Source organism: Bacillus sp. S2(2024) (assembly GCF_050474045.1).
Lineage (GTDB): Bacteria > Bacillota > Bacilli > Bacillales > Bacillaceae_G > Bacillus_A > Bacillus_A yunxiaonensis.
The window spans coordinates 4,757,501-4,782,733 of record NZ_JBFLUS010000003.1 but is presented as its reverse complement, the minus strand read 5'-3'; the positions used below and the strand labels follow the sequence as shown (position 1 = coordinate 4,782,733).

At 38.5% G+C, this 25,233-nt stretch carries 21 protein-coding genes, 2 rRNA genes and 1 riboswitch (1 of these 24 running past the window's edge); of the genes, 3 read left to right on the top strand and 20 right to left on the bottom strand.

All coding sequences use genetic code 11. From position 1 onward, the window contains the following. Position 1 precedes the first annotated feature (1 nt). The 6 genes from pruA to AB1284_RS24325 all read right to left on the bottom strand — a co-directional run bounded on the left by pruA (position 2) and on the right by AB1284_RS24325 (position 9,147). The gene (gene pruA, locus AB1284_RS24350) at positions 2-1,549 is read right to left on the bottom strand and encodes an L-glutamate gamma-semialdehyde dehydrogenase (RefSeq protein WP_429752697.1); all 1,548 of its coding nucleotides are present in this window, start codon (positions 1,547-1,549) and stop codon (positions 2-4) included. Positions 1,550-1,705: 156 nt separating this feature from the next. Further along, the gene (locus AB1284_RS24345; protein ID WP_429752698.1) at positions 1,706-2,476 is read right to left on the bottom strand and encodes a TSUP family transporter; all 771 of its coding nucleotides are present in this window, start codon (positions 2,474-2,476) and stop codon (positions 1,706-1,708) included. A 514-nt stretch (positions 2,477-2,990) separates the two neighbouring features. Continuing rightward, entirely contained in the window at positions 2,991-4,175 is a 1,185-nt protein-coding gene (locus AB1284_RS24340) for a CamS family sex pheromone protein (protein WP_429752699.1), read from the bottom strand. 16 nt (positions 4,176-4,191) lie between these two features. Further along, entirely contained in the window at positions 4,192-6,201 is a 2,010-nt protein-coding gene (ligA, locus tag AB1284_RS24335) for an NAD-dependent DNA ligase LigA (protein ID WP_429752700.1), read from the bottom strand. Between the two features lie 15 nt (positions 6,202-6,216). Beyond that, positions 6,217-8,457, bottom strand: coding sequence for a DNA helicase PcrA (gene pcrA / locus AB1284_RS24330; RefSeq protein ID WP_429752701.1), 2,241 nt, complete (start codon positions 8,455-8,457; stop codon positions 6,217-6,219). Then, positions 8,458-9,147, bottom strand: a complete 690-nt coding sequence (locus AB1284_RS24325; protein WP_429752702.1) for a heptaprenylglyceryl phosphate synthase — start codon at positions 9,145-9,147, stop codon at positions 8,458-8,460. Between the two features lie 220 nt (positions 9,148-9,367). On the opposite strand from AB1284_RS24325, the gene AB1284_RS24320 reads away from it, so the two are divergent. From AB1284_RS24320 to AB1284_RS24310, 3 genes are all read left to right on the top strand, one after another. Further along, positions 9,368-9,727 carry a YgaP family membrane protein gene (locus AB1284_RS24320; protein WP_429754388.1) on the top strand — a complete coding sequence of 120 codons (360 nt, stop codon included), beginning with the start codon at positions 9,368-9,370 and terminating at the stop codon, positions 9,725-9,727. Between the two features lie 200 nt (positions 9,728-9,927). Then, positions 9,928-10,773, top strand: a complete 846-nt coding sequence (locus AB1284_RS24315; RefSeq protein WP_429752703.1) for an SPFH domain-containing protein — start codon at positions 9,928-9,930, stop codon at positions 10,771-10,773. Between the two features lie 15 nt (positions 10,774-10,788). Continuing rightward, the gene (locus AB1284_RS24310) at positions 10,789-10,953 is read left to right on the top strand and encodes a toxin-antitoxin system HicB family antitoxin (protein ID WP_429752704.1); all 165 of its coding nucleotides are present in this window, start codon (positions 10,789-10,791) and stop codon (positions 10,951-10,953) included. A gap of 276 nt (positions 10,954-11,229) precedes the next feature. Here AB1284_RS24310 and purD read toward each other — a convergent pair whose 3' ends face one another. The 14 genes from purD to AB1284_RS24240 all read right to left on the bottom strand — a co-directional run. Beyond that, complete coding sequence (gene purD / locus AB1284_RS24305; RefSeq protein ID WP_429752705.1) at positions 11,230-12,495, bottom strand: phosphoribosylamine--glycine ligase; 1,266 nt, start codon at positions 12,493-12,495, stop codon at positions 11,230-11,232. A 66-nt stretch (positions 12,496-12,561) separates the two neighbouring features. Then, on the bottom strand, positions 12,562-14,097 hold the full coding sequence (purH, locus tag AB1284_RS24300; protein WP_429752706.1) for a bifunctional phosphoribosylaminoimidazolecarboxamide formyltransferase/IMP cyclohydrolase: 1,536 nt from the start codon (positions 14,095-14,097) through the stop codon (positions 12,562-12,564). A gap of 36 nt (positions 14,098-14,133) precedes the next feature. After that, on the bottom strand, positions 14,134-14,712 hold the full coding sequence (purN, locus tag AB1284_RS24295) for a phosphoribosylglycinamide formyltransferase (RefSeq protein ID WP_429752707.1): 579 nt from the start codon (positions 14,710-14,712) through the stop codon (positions 14,134-14,136). After that, positions 14,709-15,749: a phosphoribosylformylglycinamidine cyclo-ligase gene (purM, locus tag AB1284_RS24290; protein ID WP_429752708.1), complete on the bottom strand. Its 1,041-nt coding sequence runs from the start codon at positions 15,747-15,749 to the stop codon at positions 14,709-14,711. The genes purN and purM overlap by 4 nt, the downstream gene beginning before the upstream one ends. Positions 15,750-15,901: 152 nt before the next feature. Then, entirely contained in the window at positions 15,902-17,317 is a 1,416-nt protein-coding gene (gene purF, locus AB1284_RS24285) for an amidophosphoribosyltransferase (RefSeq protein WP_429752709.1), read from the bottom strand. Then, positions 17,302-19,521, bottom strand: coding sequence for a phosphoribosylformylglycinamidine synthase subunit PurL (gene purL / locus AB1284_RS24280; RefSeq protein WP_429752710.1), 2,220 nt, complete (start codon positions 19,519-19,521; stop codon positions 17,302-17,304). The genes purF and purL overlap by 16 nt, the downstream gene beginning before the upstream one ends. Beyond that, on the bottom strand, positions 19,505-20,188 hold the full coding sequence (gene purQ / locus AB1284_RS24275; RefSeq protein ID WP_429752711.1) for a phosphoribosylformylglycinamidine synthase subunit PurQ: 684 nt from the start codon (positions 20,186-20,188) through the stop codon (positions 19,505-19,507). The genes purL and purQ overlap by 17 nt, the downstream gene beginning before the upstream one ends. After that, on the bottom strand, positions 20,185-20,439 hold the full coding sequence (gene purS, locus AB1284_RS24270; RefSeq protein WP_098309204.1) for a phosphoribosylformylglycinamidine synthase subunit PurS: 255 nt from the start codon (positions 20,437-20,439) through the stop codon (positions 20,185-20,187). The genes purQ and purS overlap by 4 nt, the downstream gene beginning before the upstream one ends. After that, positions 20,432-21,151 carry a phosphoribosylaminoimidazolesuccinocarboxamide synthase gene (purC, locus tag AB1284_RS24265; protein WP_429752712.1) on the bottom strand — a complete coding sequence of 240 codons (720 nt, stop codon included), beginning with the start codon at positions 21,149-21,151 and terminating at the stop codon, positions 20,432-20,434. Before purC ends, purS begins: the two co-directional genes overlap by 8 nt. 89 nt (positions 21,152-21,240) lie before the next feature. Next, a complete protein-coding gene (purB, locus tag AB1284_RS24260; protein ID WP_429752713.1) occupies positions 21,241-22,542 on the bottom strand; it encodes an adenylosuccinate lyase in 1,302 nt (433 codons plus the stop codon). Next, the gene (gene purK, locus AB1284_RS24255; RefSeq protein WP_429752714.1) at positions 22,539-23,690 is read right to left on the bottom strand and encodes a 5-(carboxyamino)imidazole ribonucleotide synthase; all 1,152 of its coding nucleotides are present in this window, start codon (positions 23,688-23,690) and stop codon (positions 22,539-22,541) included. Before purK ends, purB begins: the two co-directional genes overlap by 4 nt. Further along, positions 23,687-24,172 (bottom strand): 5-(carboxyamino)imidazole ribonucleotide mutase, encoded by a 486-nt coding sequence (gene purE / locus AB1284_RS24250; RefSeq protein ID WP_429752715.1) that lies wholly within the window; start codon positions 24,170-24,172, stop codon positions 23,687-23,689. The genes purK and purE overlap by 4 nt, the downstream gene beginning before the upstream one ends. Positions 24,173-24,281: 109 nt before the next feature. Beyond that, positions 24,282-24,383: riboswitch (purine riboswitch) on the bottom strand. A 484-nt stretch (positions 24,384-24,867) separates the two neighbouring features. Next, a 5S ribosomal RNA gene (gene rrf, locus AB1284_RS24245) occupies positions 24,868-24,983 on the bottom strand. A 50-nt stretch (positions 24,984-25,033) separates the two neighbouring features. Beyond that, a 23S ribosomal RNA gene (locus AB1284_RS24240) occupies positions 25,034-25,233 on the bottom strand; it runs 2,723 nt beyond the window's last position.

Sequence of the window (25,233 nt, the reverse complement as noted above, 5' to 3'; positions counted from 1 at the left end):
CTTATAGAGTTTCAGAAGTAGTTTTTGCTTGCATGTGAAGTGCTAAGTAGTCAGGGCCACCAGCTTTAGAGTCTGTTCCAGACATGTTAAAGCCACCGAATGGTTGGTAACCTACGATTGCACCAGTACATCCACGGTTGAAATATAAGTTACCAACGTGGAAGTCTTCACGTGCTTTTTCAATATGTTCACGGTTATTAGAAACAACAGCTCCTGTTAAACCGTATTCTGTATTGTTCGCAATTGCAAGTGCATGATCAAAGTCTTTTGCTTTGCAGAATGCTACAACTGGTCCGAAGATTTCTTCTTTCATAAGACGAGCATCTTCTGCAACGTCAGCAATGATTGTTGGCTTGATGAACCAACCTTTAGAATCATCACCTTCGCCACCTGCTACAAGTTTACCTTCTTCTTTACCAATAGCAACGTAGCTCATTACTTTATCAAATGCAGCTTGATCATTAACTGGTCCCATATTTGTACCTTGTACAGCTGGGTTTCCTACTGTTAATTCATTTGTTAATTCAATTGCACGGTTTAATACGTAATCGTATACATCTTCATGGATTACCGCACGAGAACATGCAGAACATTTTTGTCCTGAGAAACCAAATGCAGATGCAACGATAGATTTTGCTGCTAATTCAAGATCTGCTTCTTTATCAACAACGATTGTATCTTTACCGCCCATTTCAGCGATAACACGTTTTAACCAAATTTGTCCTGGATTTACTTTCGCTGCACGCTCATAAATACGGATACCTACATCACGAGATCCAGTGAAGCTAACGAAACGTGTACGAGGGTGATCTACTAAGTAGTCACCAACTTCAGAACCATTACCTGGAACGAAGTTTACTACGCCGGCTGGTAAGCCAGCTTCTTCTAATACTTCCATAAACTTCGCTGCTACTACAGGAGTTGTACTAGCTGGTTTTAGTAATACTGTGTTACCAGAAACTAAAGCAGCTGTTGTCATCCCTGCCATAATTGCGAATGGGAAGTTCCAAGGAGAAATGATAACACCTACTCCTAATGGAATGTAAGAGAAACGATTATATTCAATTGGACGGCTTTCTACTGGAATACCGTCTTTTAATTTCAACATTTGACGACCATAATACTCCATGAAGTCGATTGCTTCTGCTGTATCAGCATCTGCCTCATTCCATGGTTTACCTGCTTCTTTTACAAGAATAGCAGAGAACTCATGCTTTCTACGACGAACGATTGCTGCAGCACGGAATAAAATGTCTGCACGCATTTCTGGTTTTGACTTTCTCCAAGTTTGGAATGTTTCATCCGCTACTTGCATTGCTTTTTCAGCTAACTCACGGCTTGCTTTTGAAACACGACCAACAAGTTCCTCTTTATTTGCAGGGTTTACAGAAACAATTTTGTCTTCTGTAGTGATTTTTTCTCCCCCAATAATTAATGGATAGTCTTGTCCAAGATAAGATTCTACTTTCTTTAAACCTTCTTCAAACGCTAATTTGTTAGCCTCTACTGAAAAATCTGTAAATGGCTCATGTTTGTATGCTACTACCATTATTTTAGCCTCCCCTTAGAAAAACGTTTACATTTTACAACATTATTCTACACGATAATTTAGATTTGTTCAAATATTCTTAGACTTATATTTTTAAAATTAAATAATTTTTTAAATATAATAAATAAAAAAACAACAGGATGCATATGCATCCTGTTATAAAACGTGAACGTATTCCCAGAAATTTTTCCCAATTAACAAAATGGTTACGGCTAAAAATAAAATTCGTATATATCCTACACCCTTTTGAACAGCAAATCTTGAACCGAAATATGCCCCTGCAACCATTGATAAACCCATAATTAAACCATATTTAAACTGAATTGCGCCTAAAAATAAAAATGTAATCAATGATACAATATTGCTAACAAAATTTAAAATTCGACCAGATGCTGCTGCACCGATAAAATCCAACCCAATTAATAAAAATGCAAAAATTAAAAATGAACCTGTGCCCGGTCCAAAAAAACCGTCATAAAATCCAAGCATTAAAATGACAAAATAAAATAATAATGTTTTTCCTTTCGTCATTTTCTTATAGGTAGATACACTACCCCAATCTTTTTTTAGAATAATATAAATGGCAATTAATACAAGTAAAACTAGCACAAGAGGCCGCAAAACAGCTGGCGGGATGTACTTGACAATAAATGCCCCTGCAACTGCCCCAACAATTGTGAAAGGAATGAGCTTTCCTACAATGCGAAAATCTACTTTTTTAGAACGAATAAAATAAACCGTACTCGTAAATGATCCCATTGTTGCTGCCAATTTATTTGTAGCAATGGCTGAAGCCGGCGGCAGCCCAATAAACATAAGTGCTGGAAGGGAAATTAAACCGCCTCCCCCAACCACAGAGTCGATAAATGACGCTAAAAAACCGAAAGCAATGAGTAGTATAATGACTTGCAAATTTAAATCTTCCATCTGTACTTTCCCTCTATCCCCTTTTAATTAACAACATTAAAAATTATAACAAAATTTCTAATATAAAGTGAAACTTTAATCAGCCCTCACCAATCGGGCTTTTACGGGCAGTCTATCTCCCACCTAACTTCTTTAGAAAAGCGGAAGCAGCTCGCTCAGAATCGCAGGACGCCCACGCCTAAGGCGGAGATGCGCTTTTTACCTCGTCCGAAGGGGCGAAACGACCGGAGATTCTAGCCGCTAGAGCTGGACAACGAAGAAATGCGGAAGTGGCTCGTTCAGAATGTGAGGGGGATGGAGCTTCTGACGTAGAGGTGTTTTTTACTTCGTAGGAAGAAGCGAAGCCACCTAACATTCTAGCCACTGGAGCTGGACAATGCTTTCACCAAATTTTAAGGTGGGAGTATTACCGCCCGCGAATATCGGGATAAAGTGGAACTTCCTGACAAAAGATATGAATGTTGTAAATAATACAACAAAAAAGGCCGTTCCTATAATAAGGAACGACTTCTTCTTAATCTAAAATTTGGACAAACGGTTTATCTTGCTTCACATCACGAATAATAATCGCTTCTGGACGTTCTACCGACTTAATCGTTACTTGCACTTTAACATAGTTAGGAAAATCCTCCATGACGTACCCAGCTACAGATTGTGTAAACCCAATGATTTCCGCTTTTCCACTAAACTGAACTGGAATCTCAAGCTTCATTTCTTTTAATTGACCGTCTTTATAGAAGCCCCTGCCAACAACTGCAGTATAATCATCTTTAAAATACTCTGCTATATGAGTATTAAAATTCTTTACGTTTGTTGCATCTTGACGATAATCTGAGTCTGCTGCATTCGAAGGGAACAAATAATACTTTTCATCTATCGCTTTCCAACTGTCAACTTTGTTACTACCTTTATCAACTGTTGCATATGATAAATATGAACCCGGTACAAGTGAAGATTTCGCTTCTTGTCGATAAATCGCAAATGTAATGGGGACATTTTTCAATTCATCTTTCTGTTGCAAAATCGGTAAAATGTCTTGCGCCATTTTTTGCCCTTCTTCTAGCAATTTTTTATCATCAAGTTTTTGTTCACGCGGATAACCGTGTTCTTCTGCATAATAATTAACGGAATTCATCGCAAGACCAATAACAACTCCACCTAACTCTGCTTGATTGTTATCTTTTACTTTCAAATAATCTTGCTCTAAAATCGACGCTAAATAAAGTGGACTCTTTTCATTTCTTGCTGTTAATGTTTCTGATTCTCCGGCTGGTAACTCTGGATTTAAACCATTTGGCAGCTTCTTCTTTGCCACTTTTTCTAAATCAGCTTGCGCCTCAGGCGTACGTTTCCTGCCCAATAACGCTTGTACCGTATCTTTATCTAAATACTTTCCACTTTGCAATACATAATCTTTCGTACTAAATGATTCTTTCGCAATGCGCATTAACCCTGTTTCAAATTCATCAACATCTAAACGGGTATTTAATCCTTGAGCAACTAACCCACGTGCTGAACCTGCGTCAGATGAAGCAATTGCTGTTTTGTAAAAATCATCTGAAATAGCGTATTTCGGAACAACCGCTTGATTTTTGGAATTGCCTGTTTTGTCCACAACTTTATCTTCTTTTTTCAAACTAGTGCTACATCCACTGAGAAGTAACCCAAGACTTAACACTGTTAATATCACTTTTTTCATGGTAACTTTGCACCTCTTAATTATTGAGCTCTTGTAAGAACCTCTCTTCATCCCAAATCTCAACGTTATGTTTTTGCGCTTGTGCTAACTTAGAGCCAGCAGCTTCTCCTGCAATGACTAAATCTGTACTTTTGCTCACACTACCTGTGACCTTTCCGCCAAGCGATTCAATTTTTTTCTTCGCTTCACTGCGCCCCATCACTTCAAGTTTACCAGTTAAAACAACTGTTTTTCCTGCAAAGTAAGACTCAACATTTTCTAAATCTGCTCGTTTTATTCCTTTATAAATCATATTTACGCCATATGATTTAAATTGCTGTAATAACTCTTGTACATCTTCATTGTCAAAATACGTAACGATAGATTGCGCCATTTTTTCGCCGATCTCGTTAATTGTTGTAAGCTCTTCTTCTGTCGCCTTCGCTATGTGATCCATCGTTTCATAATGTTCCGCTAATGTACGAGCAGCTTTTGCACCAACGTGGCGAATACCAAGACCGAACAACAATCGCTCCAGTGAATTTTCTTTTGAAGTTTCAATTGCTTGTACTAAGTTTGACGCAGATTTCTCTCCAAAACGTTCTAGCTGTAATAGTTGTTCTTTCGTTAATGTATAAAGATCTGCAAACGTACGAATATAATTCGCATCAAATAACTGCGTAATCACACGTTCACCTAATCCGTCAATATTCATTGCATTACGTGATACGAAGTGAATTAATCCTTCTCGAATTTGCGCTGGACATGCTGGATTAATACAGCGAAGCGCAACCTCTTCTTCTAAACGAACAAGTTCGCTTTCACATGCCGGACAATGCGTTGGCATATGGAATTCCTCTTCTTCACCTGTACGGCGGTCTAGAATAACATTTACAACCTCAGGAATAATGTCCCCAGCTTTTTTTACAACAACATAGTCGCCAATGCGAATATCTTTTTCACGAATTAAGTCTTCATTGTGTAGGGAAGCACGGCGGACAATTGTTCCTGCAACGCGCACTGGTTCTAATTCAGCGGTTGGTGTTACCACACCTGTACGTCCGACACTTAGTTCAATACCCGTCAGCTTCGTAACAACTTCCTCAGCTGGGAATTTATACGCAATTGCCCATCTCGGACTTTTTGCTGTTGTCCCTAAGTTTTCCTGAAGTGACACATCATCTACTTTAATAACGATGCCATCAATTTCATAATCAAGATGTGGACGTTTTTCTTGCCAATCTTGCACATAGTGAATGACATCATCAATTGTTTCGCAAACTTGGCGATTAGGATTTGTTTTAAACCCCAGCTCCCCTAAAAGGTTTAACGATTCACTATGCGATGTAATCGTCTTTCCTTCTAAATCGGCAAGTCCATATACAAATAAAGATAAATTACGCTTTGACGCAATTTTTGGATCAAGCTGACGCAACGAACCAGCTGCTGCATTACGAGGGTTCGCAAATACAGCTTCACCGTTCTGTTCTTTTTCTTCATTTAATTTAACAAATGAACGTTTCGGCATGTACGCTTCACCGCGCGCCTCTAGCGTTACTTCTTCTGTTAAACGGAGAGGAATTGCTTTAATTGTTTTTAAATTTTGTGTGATATCCTCACCCGTTATACCATCACCACGAGTTGCGCCTTGAATGAAGCGTCCTTTTTCATAATGAAGGGAAACGGCAAGTCCGTCAATTTTTAATTCACACACATATCTTACATTTTGCCCGTCAATTCCTTGACGTACCTTGCGATCAAAATCACGTAAATCTCCTTCATTAAAAGCATTCCCTAAACTTAACATTGGTGATTTATGCGTTACTTTCTCAAAAATATCAAGAACCTCTCCGCCAACGCGAACGGACGGAGAATCTTCTGTAAATAATTCTGGATGTTCTGTTTCTAACTTTATAAGTTCTTGCATATGACGATCATACTCTGCATCAGATACAGATGGATTATCTAGCACATGATACTCATAATTAAACTTATTTAAAATGTCACGAAGCTCTTCAATGCGCTTTTGTGCTGCTTCTTTCGACATAACCTCATTCCTTTCTTACACTTTCGTAACTGGCGCAAATTTAGCCAATAATCGTTTAATACCAATTGGACTTGGGAACGCGATATCTAATTCTTTCGCATCGCCTTCGCCTTTCACACTCACAACAGTACCAATACCCCACTTTTGATGTGATGCTTTATCACCAACTGACCAGCCAATTTGTTCACCGCCTGTTGTTTTCGCAGCAGGACGAACAAAGGCTGAGCGTGAACGAGTTGTCGTTGTAGTCGTAGGTTTTGACTTTGTACTAAAGCTTTCACGCTTTGGCTTTACTTCATGAAGCGTTTCAATAAGATCCTCAGGAATTTCAGAGATGAAACGTGATTCTTTATTCATACTTGTTCTACCAAATATCGTTCGCATTTGAGCATTCGTTACGTACAGTTCTTCTTCTGCACGTGTAATACCAACGTATGCTAAGCGGCGTTCTTCTTGCATTTCATCTTCTTCCATTAAAGAACGCGTATGCGGGAAAATCCCTTCTTCTAATCCTAAAATGAAGACGACAGGGAATTCCAATCCTTTTGCAGAGTGCATTGTCATTAAAATCACTTCTTCGCCAGCGGTTGGATCTTCGTCTACACGGTCAATATCAGCAACAAGTGCTAAATCAGTTAAGAAAGCAACAAGGCTCTTATCTTCGCTTTGTGATTCAAACGTTTGTGTAACAGATAAGAATTCTTCTAAGTTTTCTAAGCGTCCTTCTGATTCTAATGTACGTTCATTCTTCAGTGCATCACGATAACCTGTTTTCTCTAATACTTCCTCAACAAGCTCTGTTACTGATAAATACTCTTGCATGTTCACCCAATTATGAAGCTGCTTTGCAAATTCGGCTACTGTCTTCGTAATTTTTGCACTTAGTCCAACGTGTTCAATTTCATCTAATACAGCCGTCAGTGAAAGACCATTTTGCACGCCATAATTAATAATTTTATCAATAGATGTTGCTCCAACACCGCGTTTTGGTACATTAATAATACGAGCGAAACTAATTTCATCATCAGGATTCGCAATTAAACGTAAATATGCCAATATATCTTTAATTTCTTTACGATCGTAGAACTTAATTCCACCGACAATTTTATAGGGAATATTGGACTTCAGAAAAATCTCCTCGACCATACGAGACTGAGCATTTGTACGATATAGTACCGCAAAGTCTGTGTACTTTCGATTGCCTATTTGCACTTCATCACGAATTTTTTTCGCGACAAAGTAAGCCTCATCCTTTTCAGTTGCAGCACGGTAATACGAAATTTTACTCCCTACTTGATTATCCGTCCATAACTTCTTCGGTCTACGGTTCATATTATTTTCAATAACAGCATTCGCTGCGTTTAAAATACTTTGCGTCGAGCGATAGTTTTGCTCCAGTAAAATAACCTGTGCATTTTCATAATCTTTTTCAAACGACAAGATATTAGAAATATCTGCCCCGCGCCAGCGATAAATCGATTGATCCGAGTCACCGACTACGCAAAGGTTTTTAAAACGAGCGGCCAATTTATTAACAAGAATGTACTGAGCACGGTTCGTATCTTGATACTCATCAACGTGAATATATTGGAATTTACGTTGATAAAACTCCAGTACTTCCGGTATACGCTCAAATAATTGAATCGTCGTCATGATTAAATCATCAAAATCAAGCGCATTATTTTTGAGAAGACGCTTTTGATACTCTGTATACACATCGCTTGTCATCTTTTCGTATGGATCTGCAATTGAGATTTCCTTCGCATATTTTTCTGCAGATAACAATTCATTTTTCGCATTACTAATTGTCGCAAGAACAGAACGAGGTTCAAACTTCTTCGGATCAATATTGCGCTCTTTCATAATTTTTTTCACAACTGTTAATTGGTCGCTTGCATCTAAAATCGTAAAGTTACGATTAATACCGATGCGATCAATATCGCGTCGTAAAATGCGAACACACATGGAGTGGAATGTTGAAATCCAAATATCCTCTGCTTCTGGACCAACCAGCTTATCAATACGCTCACGCATTTCACGTGCTGCTTTATTTGTAAACGTAATCGCTAATACATTCCATGGTGCAACACCTTTTTCACCAAGTAAATAAGCAATTCGGTGCGTTAACACACGCGTCTTACCACTACCTGCACCTGCCATAAGTAACAGCGGTCCAGCCGTTGCTTGTACAGCTTTTTGCTGCTGCGGATTTAATCCTGTTAATAATTTTTCTGTTATACTCATGTATTCGGTCACCTACTCTCCTTTTACAGCCTTTACTGTTGCTAAAGCTTTCTTTATATTTTCATAAATTACATTTCCAACGACAACTGTATCCGCGTACTGTGCCATTTCCTTCGCTTGATCTGCGCTTGCAATTCCGCCGCCGTAATATAATGTTGCATTTTGTAGTTCAGTTTTCACTTTTCTTACGAGTTCCACATCTCCATATGCGCCGCTGTATTCTAAATAGAAAATTGGTAAATGAAGAAGTTTGTCAGCCATACGTGCATATGCAATTACATCATCTTCTGATAACTCACAATTTGCTTCTGTTAACTTTGCTACTTTCGCTTCTGGATTTAGCACGCAGTACCCTTGCAGAAAAATTTCATCCCAGTTCATAATATCCCCAAACTCTTTCAGTGCCGTATGGTGAAGGCCCGTTACCCATTCCACCTTTTGGCTATTTAATACGCTCGGGATGTAATAAAAATCGAATCCTGGTGTAATAGAATCCAGCGTTGAAACTTCTAATACACAAGGAACCGCATATCTACGAATGCTTACTAGCATATGCAATACATTATCAATTGTAATTCCGTCGCTTCCACCAACAATAACAGCGTCCGTTCCTGATTCACAAATAAGCTCTAAATGTTCATCACTTAACTCCTTATTCGGATCAAGTTTAAATACATGTTTCCACTGTGAAATATCGTACATGAAAACACCCTTTCTTTTTATCTAATCGCCTTTACACATTCTTTCATTATAACAAAAAATACTATGCTGACACACGTTCCACCAACATCTTTTTCTACGTCAAATGTTGGATTGTATATAGAGAAAGTATGAAAGGAACAATAACTCTTGAAATAGATATTTCTATTTTAAAGCTGATGAAGAGGGAGTGAATATCTTGTTCAAACAAAACATCGGCACAATGAATGCCTTTATTCGTATTACCATTGGTCTTGTTCTGCTTAGCTGCAATACAGCAAAGCTTACAAGAAGACCATGGTGTATTTGGTCCAAAATTATGCTTTGGGTTGGAGCAATGAAAATTGCAGAAGGAATCGTTCGTTTCTGTCCTATTGTAGCAGCATGTAAACTTGGTAAATATATGAATATCCCGGATTTAAAAATGCCTGGCATGGATTTTATGAAGAATGGACAATCTAATAAACAAGAAGCTCATCATACCTCTCATAACGAAGAAAAAACAAGTTCTGGAAGTTATGATGCTTCTGATAAGGAAATTGAGTCTGAACTTGAAAAGGCTCTTATGTCCAAACCGCTTTGAATCATTTGTCACTATGCAAAATGCTCTAAAAGAAACTTAGCTGCTGCAGTGGGCGGCTAAGTTTTCTTTTATTTTACCACAAACAAGAACTAACGTTCGTTTTTTGTGGATTTTTTATTTTTTTGAAAAATTTGGATATAAACCTATTGTCATCTTTGATATAAAAGTGATATCATTTTTATATCAAAGGGGGAAGAAATATGAAAGAAAAACAAGTATTTCATGTAAATGGTTTTTTAGGACTGCTTGCAGTTCTAGTTTTAATTGGAATTGGTATATTCAGTCTTATTAATGAATTATTTGCTATTGGCATTCCATCCTTTTTATTAGCAGCAATCCTTGCAAGTAGTATTGGCACTGTTCAGCCAAACCAAGCAAAAGTAATTACATTTTTCGGTAACTATTTAGGAACAATTCGTGAAACTGGTCTGTTTTTAACAGTTCCATTTTCACTTCGTCAAACTGTTTCACTACGCGTGGAGAACTTTAATAGTCAGACATTAAAAGTAAATGATGTAGACGGAAACCCAATTGAAATTGCCGCTGTTGTTGTTTACAAAGTCGTTGACTCCGCAAAAGCAATCTTTGGTGTCGAACATTATGATGCCTTCGTAGAAATTCAAAGTGAAACAGCAATTCGCCATGTGGCAACGAAATATCCGTATGATAATTTCCAAGATGAAAACATCATTACACTGCGTGGAAACTCAGAAGAGATTTCTGAAGAGTTAAAACGAGAATTAGAAGCGCGTTTAGAGATTGCAGGAGTAGAAGTAATCGAAACTCGTTTAACACATCTAGCTTATGCAACAGAAATTGCACACGCAATGCTTCAGCGTCAACAAGCAAAAGCAGTATTAGCCGCAAGAAAAGAAATTGTAGAAGGTGCCGTACAAATGGCGAAAGATTCTATTCAAAAACTAGATGAAGAAGGTATACTTGATTTAGATGACGAGCGCAAAGCAAATATGGTCAATAACTTATTAGTTGCCATTGTTTCAGATAAAGGAGCACAGCCAGTCATTAATGCAGGAAGTCTATATTAAAGGTTGTCAGTAATTATGGCTAAAAAGAAAAGCTTTCCATTACGAATCGATCCCAAGTTATACGCAGTTATTGAAAAATGGGCAAACGACGAATTTAGAAGCGTAAATGGTCACATTGAATATTTGCTTCGCGAGATGGCAAAGCAAAAAGGTAAGATAAAAAAAGAAAACGAGTCCTAACTTTTGAATAAGTAGGACTCGTTTTCTTTTTAGTGGTATCGCCACACATCCATCAAGTTAAGATGAATTTGTATCCATAACCTATATTCTTTACTTCTCTCTCAATCTTAAGGTGAGGGGCTTACTGCCAAAATAAAATAAAAGGATTCAAAGCAAAATGTACTTTCGCTTTGAATCCTTATTTCGTCATCTTAAGGAGTGTGTGGCAAGCAACTCACTCGATTATCAATTTTATTGTTTCACAGCGCCAGTATTTAAAGGGGATTTTTGCCCCCTCTAGCAATCTACTTTCGCAATTGCGCGGTACCCTATATCACTTCGATAAAATAAACCATCACTTTCAATTTTCGCTATTTCTTCGTACACCTTATCTTTCGCTGCTTGTAAGTCTTTTCCTTTACAAGCAACAAACAACACACGGCCGCCATTCGTTACAAATTCCCCATCTTTCAAATCCGTTCCGGCATGAAATACGATAACATCTTCCAATGTTTCTAGTCCTCGAATTACAGCACCTTTTTCGTAAGCTTCTGGATATCCCTTAGAAGCTAATACAACACCAATTACTGCTTCTTCAGACCACTCTAAAGTAAGTTCTGTTCCATCTAGTACATGATTACATACATCAACTAAATCGCTTTCTAACCGGGGTAAGATTACTTCTGTTTCTGGATCGCCAAATCGAGCATTGAATTCAATTACTTTCGGCCCTTCGCTTGTTAAAATAAGCCCTGCATATAAAATACCTGTGAAAGAACGTCCTTCTTGTATCATCGCCTCAGCTGTTGGATGTAGAACAGTTTCAATCGCTTGTTCTACTGCTGATTGCGGAATTTGTGGTACCGGAGAATAAGCACCCATTCCGCCTGTATTTGGTCCTTTATCACCATCAAAAGCACGTTTATGATCTTGTGCAATTACCATTGGATATACAGTTGCTCCATTTACAAATGCCATAAGTGAAAATTCTTGGCCGTCTAAAAATTCTTCAATGACAACCTTTTTGCTTGCTTCTCCAAACTTTACATCTTGCAGCATTTCTTTTACAGCTTGCAATGCTTCTTCTAACGTCATTGCAACAGTTACGCCTTTACCAGCTGCTAGGCCATCTGCTTTAATAACAATTGGTGCGCCAACTTTTTCAATATATTGCACAGCTGCTTCATACTCTGTAAATGTTTCATATGCCGCTGTTGGAATATCATACTTTTTCATAAGCTCTTTCGTAAAAGCTTTACTACCTTCAATAACGGCTGCCTTGCTATTTGGTCCAAAGACGCGAAGACCCTCTGCTTCAAAACGATCAACAATTCCGTTCATAAGCGGAATTTCTGGACCAACAAACGTTAAACCAATATGATTTTCTTTCGCAAACGCAATAAGCGCATCAAAATCATTTTCGTCGATAGCCACAGGCGTTGCTACATCTTTCATTCCTTCATTTCCCGGTGCTACATATACAGTCTCTACTTGCTCTGATTGTGCAAATTTCCACGCTAATGCATGCTCACGTCCACCACGGCCGATTACTAAAACATTCATATTTCATCCTCCATTATTCGAATAAGTACAAAATAGGAGCTTCTCTGCTCCTATTTCGTTTCTAAATTAATGTTTGAAATGACGTACTCCAGTGAATACCATCGCGATGCCATACTCGTCCGCTTTTTTAATTGAATCTTCGTCACGAATAGAACCGCCTGGTTGAATGATTGCTGTAACGCCGGCTTTAGCCGCTTCTTCTACTGTATCTGGCATTGGGAAGTATGCATCAGATGCAAGTGCACTTCCTTGCGATTTTTCACCCGCTTGTGTAATGGCAATTTTCGCTGATCCAACGCGGTTCATTTGCCCTGCACCAACACCAATTGTCATATTATCTTTTGCTAGAACAATCGCATTAGATTTTACATGTTTCACAACTTTCCATGCTAATTTCAGATCGTTCCACTCTTGCTCTGTTGGTTCACGTTTTGTTGGAATTGTAATTGTCGCATCTTCTAATGCTAATGTATCCTCTTCTTGTACAAGTAAACCACCTTGTACGGAAGTCAACTTTTTACTTGCTGTTTCTGCCTTTGCGATATCGATAGTTAACAAGCGTAAATTTTTCTTACTTTGTAGTACTTCTAACGCTTCTTCTGAGAAAGAAGGTGCAATAATGATTTCTAAGAAAATCTCATGTAATTTTTCTGCTGTAGCTTTATCAATTTCACGGTTTGCTGCAATAATACCACCGAAGATTGATACCGGATCTGCTTCGTATGCACGTGTATATGCTTCATAAATATCAGCCCCAACACCAACGCCGCATGGATTCATATGTTTTACAGCTACAACCGCTGGCTCTGTAAACTCTTTAACGATGCTCATTGCTGCATCTGCATCATTTATATTATTGTAAGACAGCTCTTTGCCATGTAACTGCTCTGCATAAGCAATCGAAGAAGTTGCTGCAAACGGTGCTTTATAGAATGTTGCTTTTTGATGCGGATTTTCGCCATAACGTAAATCTTGTTTTTTCTCAAACGTAACAGTTAACGTTTCAGGGCTTTCTTCTCCTGTTTGTTCTGTTAAATAGTTTGAAATTAATGCATCATATGCCGCTGTATGACGGAATACTTTTGCTGCTAATTTACGTTTTGTTTCTTTTGAAACTTCTCCGCTTTCCTTTAATTCCCCTAATACAACATCGTAGTCTGTTGGATCTACGATAACTGATACAAACTCATGGTTTTTCGCAGCAGATCGAATCATTGTTGGTCCGCCAATATCAATATTTTCAATTGCATCAATAAATGTCACGTCTGGCTTTGCAACCGTTTCTTTAAATGGATATAAGTTTACAACAACAAAGTCAATTGGCTGAATGCCAAGCTCATTCATTTGGGACATATGTGTTTCATTATCACGTACTGCAAGCAATCCACCATGAATGTTTGGGTGTAATGTTTTCACACGACCGTCCATAATTTCTGGAAAACCTGTTACTTCAGAAATCCCAATCACTTGTAAGCCGTTTTCTTCTAATAATTTTTTCGTTCCACCTGTTGAAATAACTTCAATACCTTGCTCAAGTAATCCTTTTACAAACTCTACAACTCCAGCTTTATTTGAAACACTTACTAATGCACGCTTTTTCATTTATCCTTCACCCCTAGTTGTATTAAAATGCTGCTCTTATGACTTTACTTCAGAATGTAATAAAGATTTCACCGTATCCACGTACAATCTATGTTCGACAAGTTGAATTTTCTTTTGTAAACTTTCTCGTGTATCATTTTCAGAAACTGCTACCGCTTCCTGCGCGATAATTGGACCTGTATCCATTCCTGCATCCACGTAATGGATTGTTACTCCTGTTACTTTCACACCAGCTTCAATCGCTTGCCCAACTGCATCTTTTCCTGGAAAACTTGGCAATAACGACGGATGAATGTTAACAATTCTTCCTCCATAAGCAGCTAGTAACGTTGGACCAATTAAACGCATATATCCTGCTAAAATAATCCAATCAATCTCGGATTCTTGCAATTTCTTTAATATTTCTTGTTCAAATGCTTCCTTTGATTCATAATCTTTCGTTGAAAAGGCAAAGCAAGGAACATGATGATCATTTGCACGCTCGACAACACGTGCGCTAGGTTGGTCACATACAAGTAAACTAAGCTGTACATCTAATTTTCCAGCTTCTACCGCATCCACAAGTGCTTGAAAGTTAGAACCACTTCCTGAAGCAAAAATTGCTACTCGGCTCATGATTGCGCTCCTCCATTAAATGTAACCCCTGAACCTTGTACAGTGCGTCCGATGATACGAGCTGTTTCGCCTTGTTCTTCTAAAAGCTTAATAGCACCTTCTGCATCTTCTTCTTTGACCGCTACTACCATACCAATACCCATGTTAAAAATATTGAACATTTCTTCTCTATTTAATTGACCAATTTCTTGCAGTAAATTAAAGATTGGATGAACTGTCCAAGAACCAAGTTCAATTTCTGCTCCAATGCCGTCTGGCAACATACGTGGAATATTTTCAATAAATCCACCACCAGTAATATGAGCCATACCACTTACGTTATATTTCTTCAATAGTTCTAAAATAGGTTTGACATAAATTTTCGTTGGTTTTAATAGTTCCTCACCAAGTGGTAGTTCTAAACGATCATAAATACGATCAAGTGAAAGCTTTCCATCTTCTAACAATACTTTACGTACAAGAGAGTAACCATTACTATGAATTCCGCTAGAAGCAAGTCCGATTAATACTTGATTTGCTTCAATGGATTGTCCTGTAACAATTTTCTTTTTATCAACAATACCAACTGTAAAACCAGCTAAGTCATATTCTTCTTCAGAATACATACCTGGCATTTCAGCTGTTTCTCCGCCGATTAGTGAACAACCAGCCTGACGGCACCCTTCTGCAATTCCTTTGACGATGTTTTCAATTTTACTAGGTTCTGCTTTACCACAAGCAATATAATCTAGGAAAAAGAGCGGTTCTGCCCCTTGAACAACAATATCGTTCACACACATTGCAACTGCATCGATGCCGATTGTGTCATGCTTGTCCATCATGAAAGCGAGCATTAATTTTGTTCCTACACCATCTGTTCCAGATACTAATACTGGCTCTTCTAATGCAAATTTTGAAAGATCAAACATTCCTCCAAAACCGCCTAAGCCACCTAGCACTTCTTTTCTCATCGTTGTTTGCACGTGTTTTTTCATGCGAGATACCGCTTCATATCCAGCCTCAATATCTACTCCTGCTTGCTTATATGCATTCGCCATCGTTTCTCTACACCTCGTCTTTTTATACTGAAAGAATTTCTCACGTCTACCGAACAGTAAAACTAAAATGATGAAACTTCAAGAAAGGCAAGCTTCTACACAGCATATAGTAGAAGCTGCTATACTTTCTTATTACTCTAATGTGTAATACTTTATTTCATGCTTTCTAAAAGCTCTTGTTCGTAATCATAAAGAGCGGTTGGATAATCTCCATTAAAATAAGCCATACATAAACCGCCATATTTCCCTTCATATGGGCGTCCAATTGCATCAATTAAGCCCTCTTCACTTAAAAACGTTAAAGAGTCTGCTCCAATGATTTGACGAATTTCTTCTATTGAATGATTTGCTGCGATTAATTCTTTTCTTGTTTGAATATCAATTCCATAGAAGCATGGATACTTAAGCGGCGGTGAAGCAATTCTTACATGCACTTCCGTTGCCCCAGCCTCGCGAAGCATGCGAACAATTCGCTTGCTTGTTGTACCACGCACAATAGAATCATCAATCATAACAACACGTTTCCCTTCAACAACACCGCGTACTGCTGAAAGCTTCATTTTTACACCTTGCTCACGTAATTCTTGTGAAGGTTGAATAAAGGTACGTCCAACGTAACGATTCTTAATTAACCCTAATTCATAAGGAATTCCTGTCGCTTCCGCGTAGCCGATTGCAGCTGAAATACTAGAGTCCGGTACACCTGTTACAACATCCGCTTCAATTGGAGCTTCTTTAGCTAACAATTTCCCCATATTTTTACGTGCTGCATGAACGTTAACACCAGCAATGTTTGAATCAGGGCGCGCAAAGTAAATGTATTCCATGCTGCAAATCGCATGCTCTATATCATTTGTATAGCGATCTGCGTGTATTCCCTCATCATTAATAACAATAATTTCTCCAGGCTCTACATCACGAATGTATGTTGCACCCACAACATCAAATGCACATGTTTCAGATGCTACAACGTACGCATCTCCCATCTTTCCAATTGAAAGTGGTCTGAATCCATTTGGATCTAATGCAACAATCATTTCGTTTCCTGTTAATAATAAATAGGCAAAAGCACCTTTTACTTTGTTTAGTGCATCTTTTACACTTTCAATTAATGTACCTTTTGTATTGCGCTTAATTAAATGAAGCAATACTTCTGTGTCCGAACTTGTTTGAAAGATACTTCCTTCTGCTTCTAATTCACGACGAAGCATTTTTGCGTTAATTAAATTACCGTTATGAGCTAATGCCATACTATGGTCTGAGAAGCGAAATAACAGTGGTTGAACATTTGCAACTTCAGCGCCGCCTGCTGTCGCATAACGAACGTGCCCAATCGCCGATTTTCCGTCTAAGCCTTCTAGCTCACCGCGTGAAAACACTTCTGATATTAAACCAAGCCCTTTATGACCAATGATTTTCTCCCCATGATTTACAACAATGCCAGCGCCTTCTTGACCACGGTGCTGCAAGCTATGCAGTCCATAATACGTAACTTGAGCTGCATTTTCATGCCCCCAAATTCCGAAAACGCCGCATTCTTCATTTAGCCCCTTTATTTCATTAAGCATGGAATAGCCCCTTTCCAAGCCTTTCTCATTCCATCAACATCCGCTGTAAGCAATACTTCGTTTTCTTCATTACGAACTGTTAATGTATTTGCACTTGTTACTTCTCCAACATAAAGTGCATCTACCATATTTTCAAACGCTTCTTTTTGCTCACGTTTTACCGTAACAACAAAGCGAGATTGTGATTCTGCAAATAACATTGCTGTTGCTTCTCCAGCTAACTTCACATCTGCACCTAATCCATTTGCACCCATTGCACTTTCTGCGAAAGCAACTGCTAATCCGCCTTCTGCAACGTCATGCGCTGATTGTACAAGGCCTTTTTGAATAGCTGCTAGTAATTGTTTTTGACGTTTTTCTTCTACTTCTAAATCGATGCTTGGTGCCTGACCGAAGATTTTACCATGTAACATTTTTTGTAGCTCACTACCGCCAAACTCAGCTTTCGTTTCACCGATTACATAAACAAGATCGCCAGCTTGCTTAAACTCTTGCGTTGTTACATGCTTCACGTCATGTACAAGACCAACCATACCAACAGTTGGTGTTGGGTATACTGCCTCACCGCTGCGTTCGTTGTACATTGATACGTTTCCGCCAATAACAGGTGTATTTAACTTGCGGCATGCTTCGCTCATACCATCTACTGACTTCTCAATTTGCCAGAAAATTTCTGGCTTTTCTGGGTTACCGAAGTTTAAGCAATCTGTAATTGCAAGCGGCTCACCGCCAGAACATACAATATTACGAGCTGCTTCTGCCACAGCGATTTTCCCGCCCATTTCTGGGTCTAAATAAATGTAGCGAGAGTTACAATCTGTTGTCATTGCTAATGCTTTATTTGTTCCGCGTACACGAACAACCGCTGCATCAGATCCTGGTGTAACAACTGTGCTTGTGCGTACTTGGTAATCGTATTGATCATATACCCACTCTTTACTTGCAATCGTTGGTTGCTGTAATAGAGATAATAATGTTTCTTTATAATTCTCCACCTTTGGTGTTTCCATCTTCATTTGTTGGAACTCTGCAAAATACGCTGCTTCTTTTGAAGGCTTATGATAAACAGGTGCTTCTTCTGCTAATGCATCAGCCGGCACTTCTGCAACCATTTCTCCTTTATGGAATAAACGAAGCATTTTATCTTCAGTTACTTTTCCCATTACTACTGCTGCAAGACCGTATTTTTCAAATAACTCTACAATTTCTTGCTCTCTGCCTTTTTTCACGACGATTAACATACGCTCTTGTGATTCAGAAAGCATCATCTCATATGGTGTCATACCTGTTTCACGCTGTGGTACGTCATCTAGGTACATTTCAATACCCATACCTGCTTTACTTGCCATCTCTGCAGAAGATGATGTTAAGCCTGCTGCTCCCATATCTTGAATACCGACAAGTGCATCGGATTTGATAAGCTCTAAGCATGCCTCAATTAAAAGCTTCTCCATAAATGGATCGCCTACTTGCACTGCTGGGCGTTTTGCATCGGAATCCTCAGATAGTTCTTCTGATGCAAATGTTGCACCGTGAATACCGTCACGACCAGTTGCTGCACCAACATACATTACTGTATTACCAGCACCGTGCGCTTGACCTTTTTTAATATCTTCATGGTTAATTAAACCAACACACATTGCATTTACAAGTGGATTTCCTTCATAGCATGGATCAAATTGTACTTCTCCACCTACAGTTGGAATTCCAATGCAGTTACCGTATCCTGCAATACCTGCTACAACTTCTTCAAATAAATATTTCACGCGTGGTGATTGTAGCTCACCGAAGCGAAGTGAATTTAACATAGCAATTGGACGTGCTCCCATAGAAAACACATCACGTATAATACCACCAACCCCTGTTGCAGCACCTTGATACGGCTCAATTGCAGATGGATGGTTATGACTTTCCATTTTAAATACTACCGCTTGATTGTCACCGATATCTACGATACCAGCACCTTCACCAGGACCTTGTAATACACGTTCACCAGTCGTTGGGAACTTACGAAGAACTGGCTTTGAGTTTTTATAACTACAATGTTCTGACCACATAACAGAGAATAATCCTGTTTCTGTATAGTTTGGAAGACGACCTAAAATCTTTTCAACCATTGCAAATTCTTCGTCTGTTAATCCCATTTCTGCATAAATGCGATCTTCTTTAATTTGAGTTGGATTTGGCTCAAGCAGTAACGACATATGTTTCCCTCCAATGTTTCAAAATAGATTGAAATACTTTTAGACCATCCGCTCCTCCAAGTAATTCATCAACAGCACGCTCTGGGTGCGGCATCATGCCAAGTACATTCCCTTGTTCATTTACAATCCCTGCAATATCTGAAACGCTTCCGTTTGGATTCTCAACGTAACGGAACGCGATTTGATTATTTTCTTCTAACTGTTTCAATGTTGCTTCATCACAGTAGTAGTTTCCTTCACCATGAGCAATCGGAATATCGATAACTTCGTCTTTCTCATATTGCGACGTGAACATTGTTGTATTATTTTCAACACGAAGCTGAACAGTACGGCACATAAATTTTAAGTTTTTATTGCGAATTAATGCACCTGGTAAGAGTCCAGACTCTACTAGAATTTGAAAACCGTTACATACACCTAAAATTGGTTTTCCTGCTTCAGCTGCTTTTCGTACACCTTTCATTGCGTTTGCAAAGCGAGAAATAGCTCCGCAGCGAAGATAATCTCCGTAAGAGAAACCGCCTGGTAGTAAAATTCCATCGTACTCATCTAAGTTTTCTGTATCATGCCAAACGTAGTCTACATCTTGGCCAAGCTCATCTTTAATTGCATGAAACATATCCACATCACAGTTCGAACCTGGGAAAACGATTACGGCAAATTTCACTGCGCGACAACCTCCTCAACTTCATAGCGATAATCTTCAATCACTACGTTCGTTAATAATTTCTCACACATTTCTTTTACCATTGCATCAATATCTGTAACTGATTTATCAATTGTTAACTCCATATATTTACCGATACGAACATCTTGTACTTCTGTAAATGAAAGACTATGAAGCGCCCCTTTTACCGCTGTTCCTTGTGGATCTAATACACTTTCTCTTAACGTTACATATACCTTTACTTTATACATGTGAAGCTCCCCCTAATCGTTTTAAAAGTTCTTCATAAGCATCTGTTAAATTACCAAGATCGCGGCGGAATACATCTTTATCAAATTTTTCATTGCTCGTTTCATCCCATAAACGGCATGTATCAGGTGAAATTTCATCCGCTAATAAAATTTCTCCCTCTTCTGTTACTCCAAACTCTAATTTAAAATCTATTAATCTTACACGACAGCTTGCGAAATGCTCAATCAATACTTGATTGATTTGTAGAGCTTTTTCTCGTAATATGCTTACTTGTTCTGGCGTTGCAACGTTTAGCACACGAATATGATCTTCTGTTACAAGCGGATCTCCTAAATCATCATCTTTATAGTAAAATTCCACAATCGGTGTTGTAAGTGCAGTTCCTTCTTCCATTCCTAATCGTTTTGAAAGACTGCCTGCAATTACATTTCTTGTGACAACTTCTAATGGAATGATGCTCACTTTTTTTACGATTTGTTCTGTTTCCGATATTTTCTCAACAAAGTGCGATTTAATTCCCACTTCTTGTAACTTCCTGAATAACAGAGTTGTAATCTCATTGTTCAAACGACCTTTTCCAGAAATCGTCGCTTTCTTTTCCCCATTGAAAGCAGTAGCACTATCTTTGTACTCTACCCAAACCATATCTGCTGTTTCTGTACGATAAATTCTTTTTGCTTTTCCTTCATACAGCAATTCTAGCTTTTGCACTTCGCAAGCCCCCTGTAGTTTGAAAAATGTGAATAGTATAATTAAAGAGAATGGCACAGAATGATCCTATTCTGTGCCATATAAAATTATCAGTTTAAGCCAAGACGTTCAAAAATTGTATCAACGTGTTGTAAGTGATGTTCGTAGTTGAAACATTCATTGATTTCTTCTTGTGTTAATTTGCTTGTAATGCGCTCATCAGCTTCTACAAGCTCTTTAAATTGTACTTGTGTTTCCCAAGCTTCCATCGCTTTAGGCTGTACGATATCATAAGCTTCTTCACGTACCATACCTTTATCGATTAGCGTAAGCATTACGCGCTGAGAGTAAATTAAACCGTATGTTCGTGTCATATTGCGTTTCATGTTTTCTGGGAATACCGTTAAGTTTTTCACGATATTACCAAAGCGATTTAACATGTAATTTAATGCAATCGTTGCATCCGGTAAAATAATACGTTCCGCAGATGAATGTGAAATATCACGCTCATGCCATAATGGAACATTCTCGTAAGCTGTCATCATGTAACCACGGATAACACGAGCCAAACCAGTCATATTTTCAGACCCAATCGGATTACGTTTATGTGGCATTGCAGACGAACCTTTTTGTCCTTTCGCAAAGGCCTCTTCTACTTCACGTGTTTCACTTTTTTGTAAACCGCGAATTTCGACTGCCATTTTTTCGATAGATGTTGCAATTAGTGCAAGTGTTGACATGTAATGTGCATGACGATCACGTTGCAGCGTTTGTGTTGAAATCGGTGCTGCTTCTAATCCTAAATTTTCACAAACATATTTTTCTACGAATGGGTTAATATTCGCGTACGTACCAACTGCACCAGATAATTTACCAACGCGAACTGTATCAGCTGCTTGCTTAAAGCGCTCTAAGTTACGTTTCATTTCTTCATACCAAAGGCCAAGCTTTAAACCAAATGTTGTTGGTTCTGCATGAACACCATGTGTTCTTCCCATCATAATTGTGTATTTATGTTCTTTTGCTTTATTCGCTAAGATACTAATGAAGTTCTCTAAGTCTTTTAATAAAATTTCATTCGCTTGTTTTAAGATGAAAGATAACGCTGTATCTACTACGTCTGTAGATGTTAATCCGTAATGTACCCATTTACGTTCTTCACCTAATGCTGGTGTCTCAGATACCGCACGAGTGAATGCTACCACATCATGACGTGTTTCTTTTTCGATTTCATAAATACGGTCAATATTGAAAGATGCATTTTCACGAAGCTTTTTCACATCTTCTTTCGGAATATCTCCAAGTTCAGCCCATGCTTCACAAGCTAAAATCTCAACTTCTAACCATGCTTTAAATTTGTTTTCTTCCGTCCAAATCGCACCCATTTCAGGGCGTGTATAACGACTAATCATCTTTTTCCCTCCAACAGTTGTTCTTGATGGTCCCAAATATGCAAACTTTGTGCTTTTTCTAGAGCGTCTTCAATATTTTCATTTAAAATATTTACATGCCCCATTTTACGCTGCGCTTTTGCTTCTTCTTTTCCATACAAGTGTAAATAACACCCGGTTAATCTATTCACTTGTCCTAGGACCCCTTCTATATGTTCGCCTAAAATGTTTACCATGACAACTGGTTTTAACAAATTTGTTTCTCCAAGAGGTAAATTACAGATCGCTCGAATATGTTGTCCGAATTGACTGATTTCACATGCATCAATTGTATAGTGCCCAGAGTTGTGCGGCCTTGGTGCTAACTCATTGATATAAATGTCACCATTTGCTGTAGCAAACATCTCTACCGCTAGTGTTCCCACTAACTTTAGTTCATCCGCTAATCTCTCTGCATATTGAATTCCTTTTTGTGATAGTTCTTCTGCAATACGAGCTGGTACGATTGATTCATGTAAAATGTTATTTACGTGAATGTTTTCGGCTACCGGAAATACTTTCGTTTCACCGTTTACACTACGTGTAACAATAACTGAAATTTCTTTTTCAAATGAAATCCACTTTTCTAAAATACATTCAGCCTGATTTACAAGTTCTACAGCTCTCGCAATATCAGCTTCACTTCTTAGTACAACTTGCCCTTTCCCATCATATCCCCCTGTTGTTGTCTTTAACACACAAGGGAAGGAAAATTCAGCAATTGCCTCTAAAAGCTCTTCCTGCTTCTGAACGAGTCTGTATGGTGCTACTGGTAAACCCGCTTTCGTGATTGCATTTTTTTCTGTATAACGATTTTGTGTTGTATATAATAACTCACTGCCCTGTGGTAAATAAGCATTCTTTTCAAGCCATTGTAAGCAGTTATAATCAATATTCTCAAACTCATATGTTACAACGTCACTTATTTCTGCCAAGTGCTGAATTGCTTTTAAATCATTATACGGTGCCACAATTTCAATGTCGGCGACTTGTGCACACGGCGAAGACTTTGCTGGGTCTAATACTGCAATCTTATATCCCATTTCCTTTGCTGCCATCGCCATCATTCTGCCAAGCTGTCCTCCGCCAATAATACCAATCATTTGTCCAGGTAAGATCGTTTTTATCACTGCAGTTCACTACCTTCTCGCACATTTTTTTCAATTGCTTCTCGTCTCAGTTCTAATGCATCGTGTATATCATCATGAAACGATCCTAGTATTTGCGTAGCAAGTAAACCTGCATTTGTAGCTCCAGCTTTTCCAATTGCGACAGTCGCAACTGGAACACCGCCTGGCATTTGGACAATAGATAGTAAGGAATCTAAACCATTTAACGCTTTCGACTGAACAGGAACACCAATAACAGGAATATTTGTTTTTGCAGCAACCATTCCTGGCAAATGAGCGGCTCCGCCTGCCCCAGCAATAATAACTTTTAATCCACGTTCACGAGCTGTTTCCGCATATTCAAACATATAATCTGGAGTCCGATGAGCAGATACGACTTTCTTCTCATACGGAATATTTAATTCTTCTAATATTTCACAAGCATACTTCATTGTTTCCCAGTCTGACGTGCTTCCCATAATGATTCCAACTAGTGGTTTCATATTAGAATCCCCCCGATTCAAATAAAAAAAGCCTGATATAGAACATTCCTCTTTTACTATGAGAGAAAGTGCTCTACTCAGGCATACGTATCCCACGTGAATAGAAAAATACCGAGTGACTTTCCCTCATAGTCCAACGATTAACGGTCGTTAGGTAGAGACTTGCAGGCCATATTCCCGCGATTATATGAGGTACGATATAATATTGTTTCTACCGTTATATTAACAGGTGTCATTCAAACATGTCAACAAATAATCGAATGTTTTTTATGGAGTCCATTATAACGTTCGTGTTTTAGTTATATTAAAAAGAAGAACCGAAAAAATATACAGTAAAGAGAGGAATTTAAAGGAAAAAGACGAGAATATATGCAATTTGATCTTAAAAAGATTTCATAATTATTTCCTGTAAGGAATTAATCTGAAAGTGAATTTTTGTCAGCCTTTTCTCGTACGTTCAGCATATTGAACATCGTTGAAGCGCCGACATATTGCAAGTAACGGCCAATATATCAGTAGACATGTAAGAAGGAATTTATCTCCAAAAGGCATCTACATCTCTTCAATTTATAATTGTTCCATTTGGAGATATAGCATAGAGCGGTTATTTTACATCTAATACAGGGGAATTAAAACATACATCTTATTTTTTAAGACAAATAAAAAAAACCTAAGTCAAAACGACTTAGGTTTTTGCCTGGCAACGTCCTACTCTCACAGGGACAAAGTCCCAACTACCATCGGCGCTAGAGAGCTTAACTTCCGTGTTCGGTATGGGAACGGGTGTGACCTCTCTGCCATCATTACCAGACTTATGAAGGTATATTCCTTCAAAACTAGATAACATTTGCTTCATATTATATGGTTAAGTCCTCGATCTATTAGTATTCGTCAGCTCCACATGTCACCATGCTTCCACCTCGAACCTATCAACCTGATCATCTTTCAGGGATCTTACTAGCTTAACGCTATGGGAAATCTCATCTTGAGGGGGGCTTCATGCTTAGATGCTTTCAGCACTTATCCCTTCCGCACATAGCTACCCAGCTATGCCCTTGGCA

Excerpts from the sequence above, each read along its gene's own strand:
- purB (WP_429752713.1), bottom strand. The coding sequence starts at position 22,542 with ATGATTAGTCGTTATACACGCCCTGAAATGGGTGCGATTTGGACGGAA.
- AB1284_RS24315 (WP_429752703.1), top strand. The coding sequence starts at position 9,928 with ATGAAAGAAAAACAAGTATTTCATGTAAATGGTTTTTTAGGACTGCTT.
- ligA (WP_429752700.1), bottom strand. The coding sequence starts at position 6,201 with ATGTCGAAAGAAGCAGCACAAAAGCGCATTGAAGAGCTTCGTGACATT.
- purS (WP_098309204.1), bottom strand. The coding sequence starts at position 20,439 with ATGTATAAAGTAAAGGTATATGTAACGTTAAGAGAAAGTGTATTAGAT.
- purM (WP_429752708.1), bottom strand. The coding sequence starts at position 15,749 with ATGGCGAATGCATATAAGCAAGCAGGAGTAGATATTGAGGCTGGATAT.
- purE (WP_429752715.1), bottom strand. The coding sequence starts at position 24,172 with ATGAAACCACTAGTTGGAATCATTATGGGAAGCACGTCAGACTGGGAA.
- AB1284_RS24345 (WP_429752698.1), bottom strand. The coding sequence starts at position 2,476 with ATGGAAGATTTAAATTTGCAAGTCATTATACTACTCATTGCTTTCGGT.
- purL (WP_429752710.1), bottom strand. The coding sequence starts at position 19,521 with ATGTCGTTACTGCTTGAGCCAAATCCAACTCAAATTAAAGAAGATCGC.
- purH (WP_429752706.1), bottom strand. The coding sequence starts at position 14,097 with ATGAAAAAGCGTGCATTAGTAAGTGTTTCAAATAAAGCTGGAGTTGTA.
- AB1284_RS24325 (WP_429752702.1), bottom strand. The coding sequence starts at position 9,147 with ATGTACGATATTTCACAGTGGAAACATGTATTTAAACTTGATCCGAAT.
- AB1284_RS24340 (WP_429752699.1), bottom strand. The coding sequence starts at position 4,175 with ATGAAAAAAGTGATATTAACAGTGTTAAGTCTTGGGTTACTTCTCAGT.
- purD (WP_429752705.1), bottom strand. The coding sequence starts at position 12,495 with ATGAATGTTTTAGTAATCGGCCGTGGTGGACGTGAGCATGCATTAGCG.
- purF (WP_429752709.1), bottom strand. The coding sequence starts at position 17,317 with ATGCTTAATGAAATAAAGGGGCTAAATGAAGAATGCGGCGTTTTCGGA.
- AB1284_RS24310 (WP_429752704.1), top strand. The coding sequence starts at position 10,789 with ATGGCTAAAAAGAAAAGCTTTCCATTACGAATCGATCCCAAGTTATAC.
- purN (WP_429752707.1), bottom strand. The coding sequence starts at position 14,712 with ATGAGCCGAGTAGCAATTTTTGCTTCAGGAAGTGGTTCTAACTTTCAA.
- pruA (WP_429752697.1), bottom strand. The coding sequence starts at position 1,549 with ATGGTAGTAGCATACAAACATGAGCCATTTACAGATTTTTCAGTAGAG.
- AB1284_RS24320 (WP_429754388.1), top strand. The coding sequence starts at position 9,368 with ATGAATGCCTTTATTCGTATTACCATTGGTCTTGTTCTGCTTAGCTGC.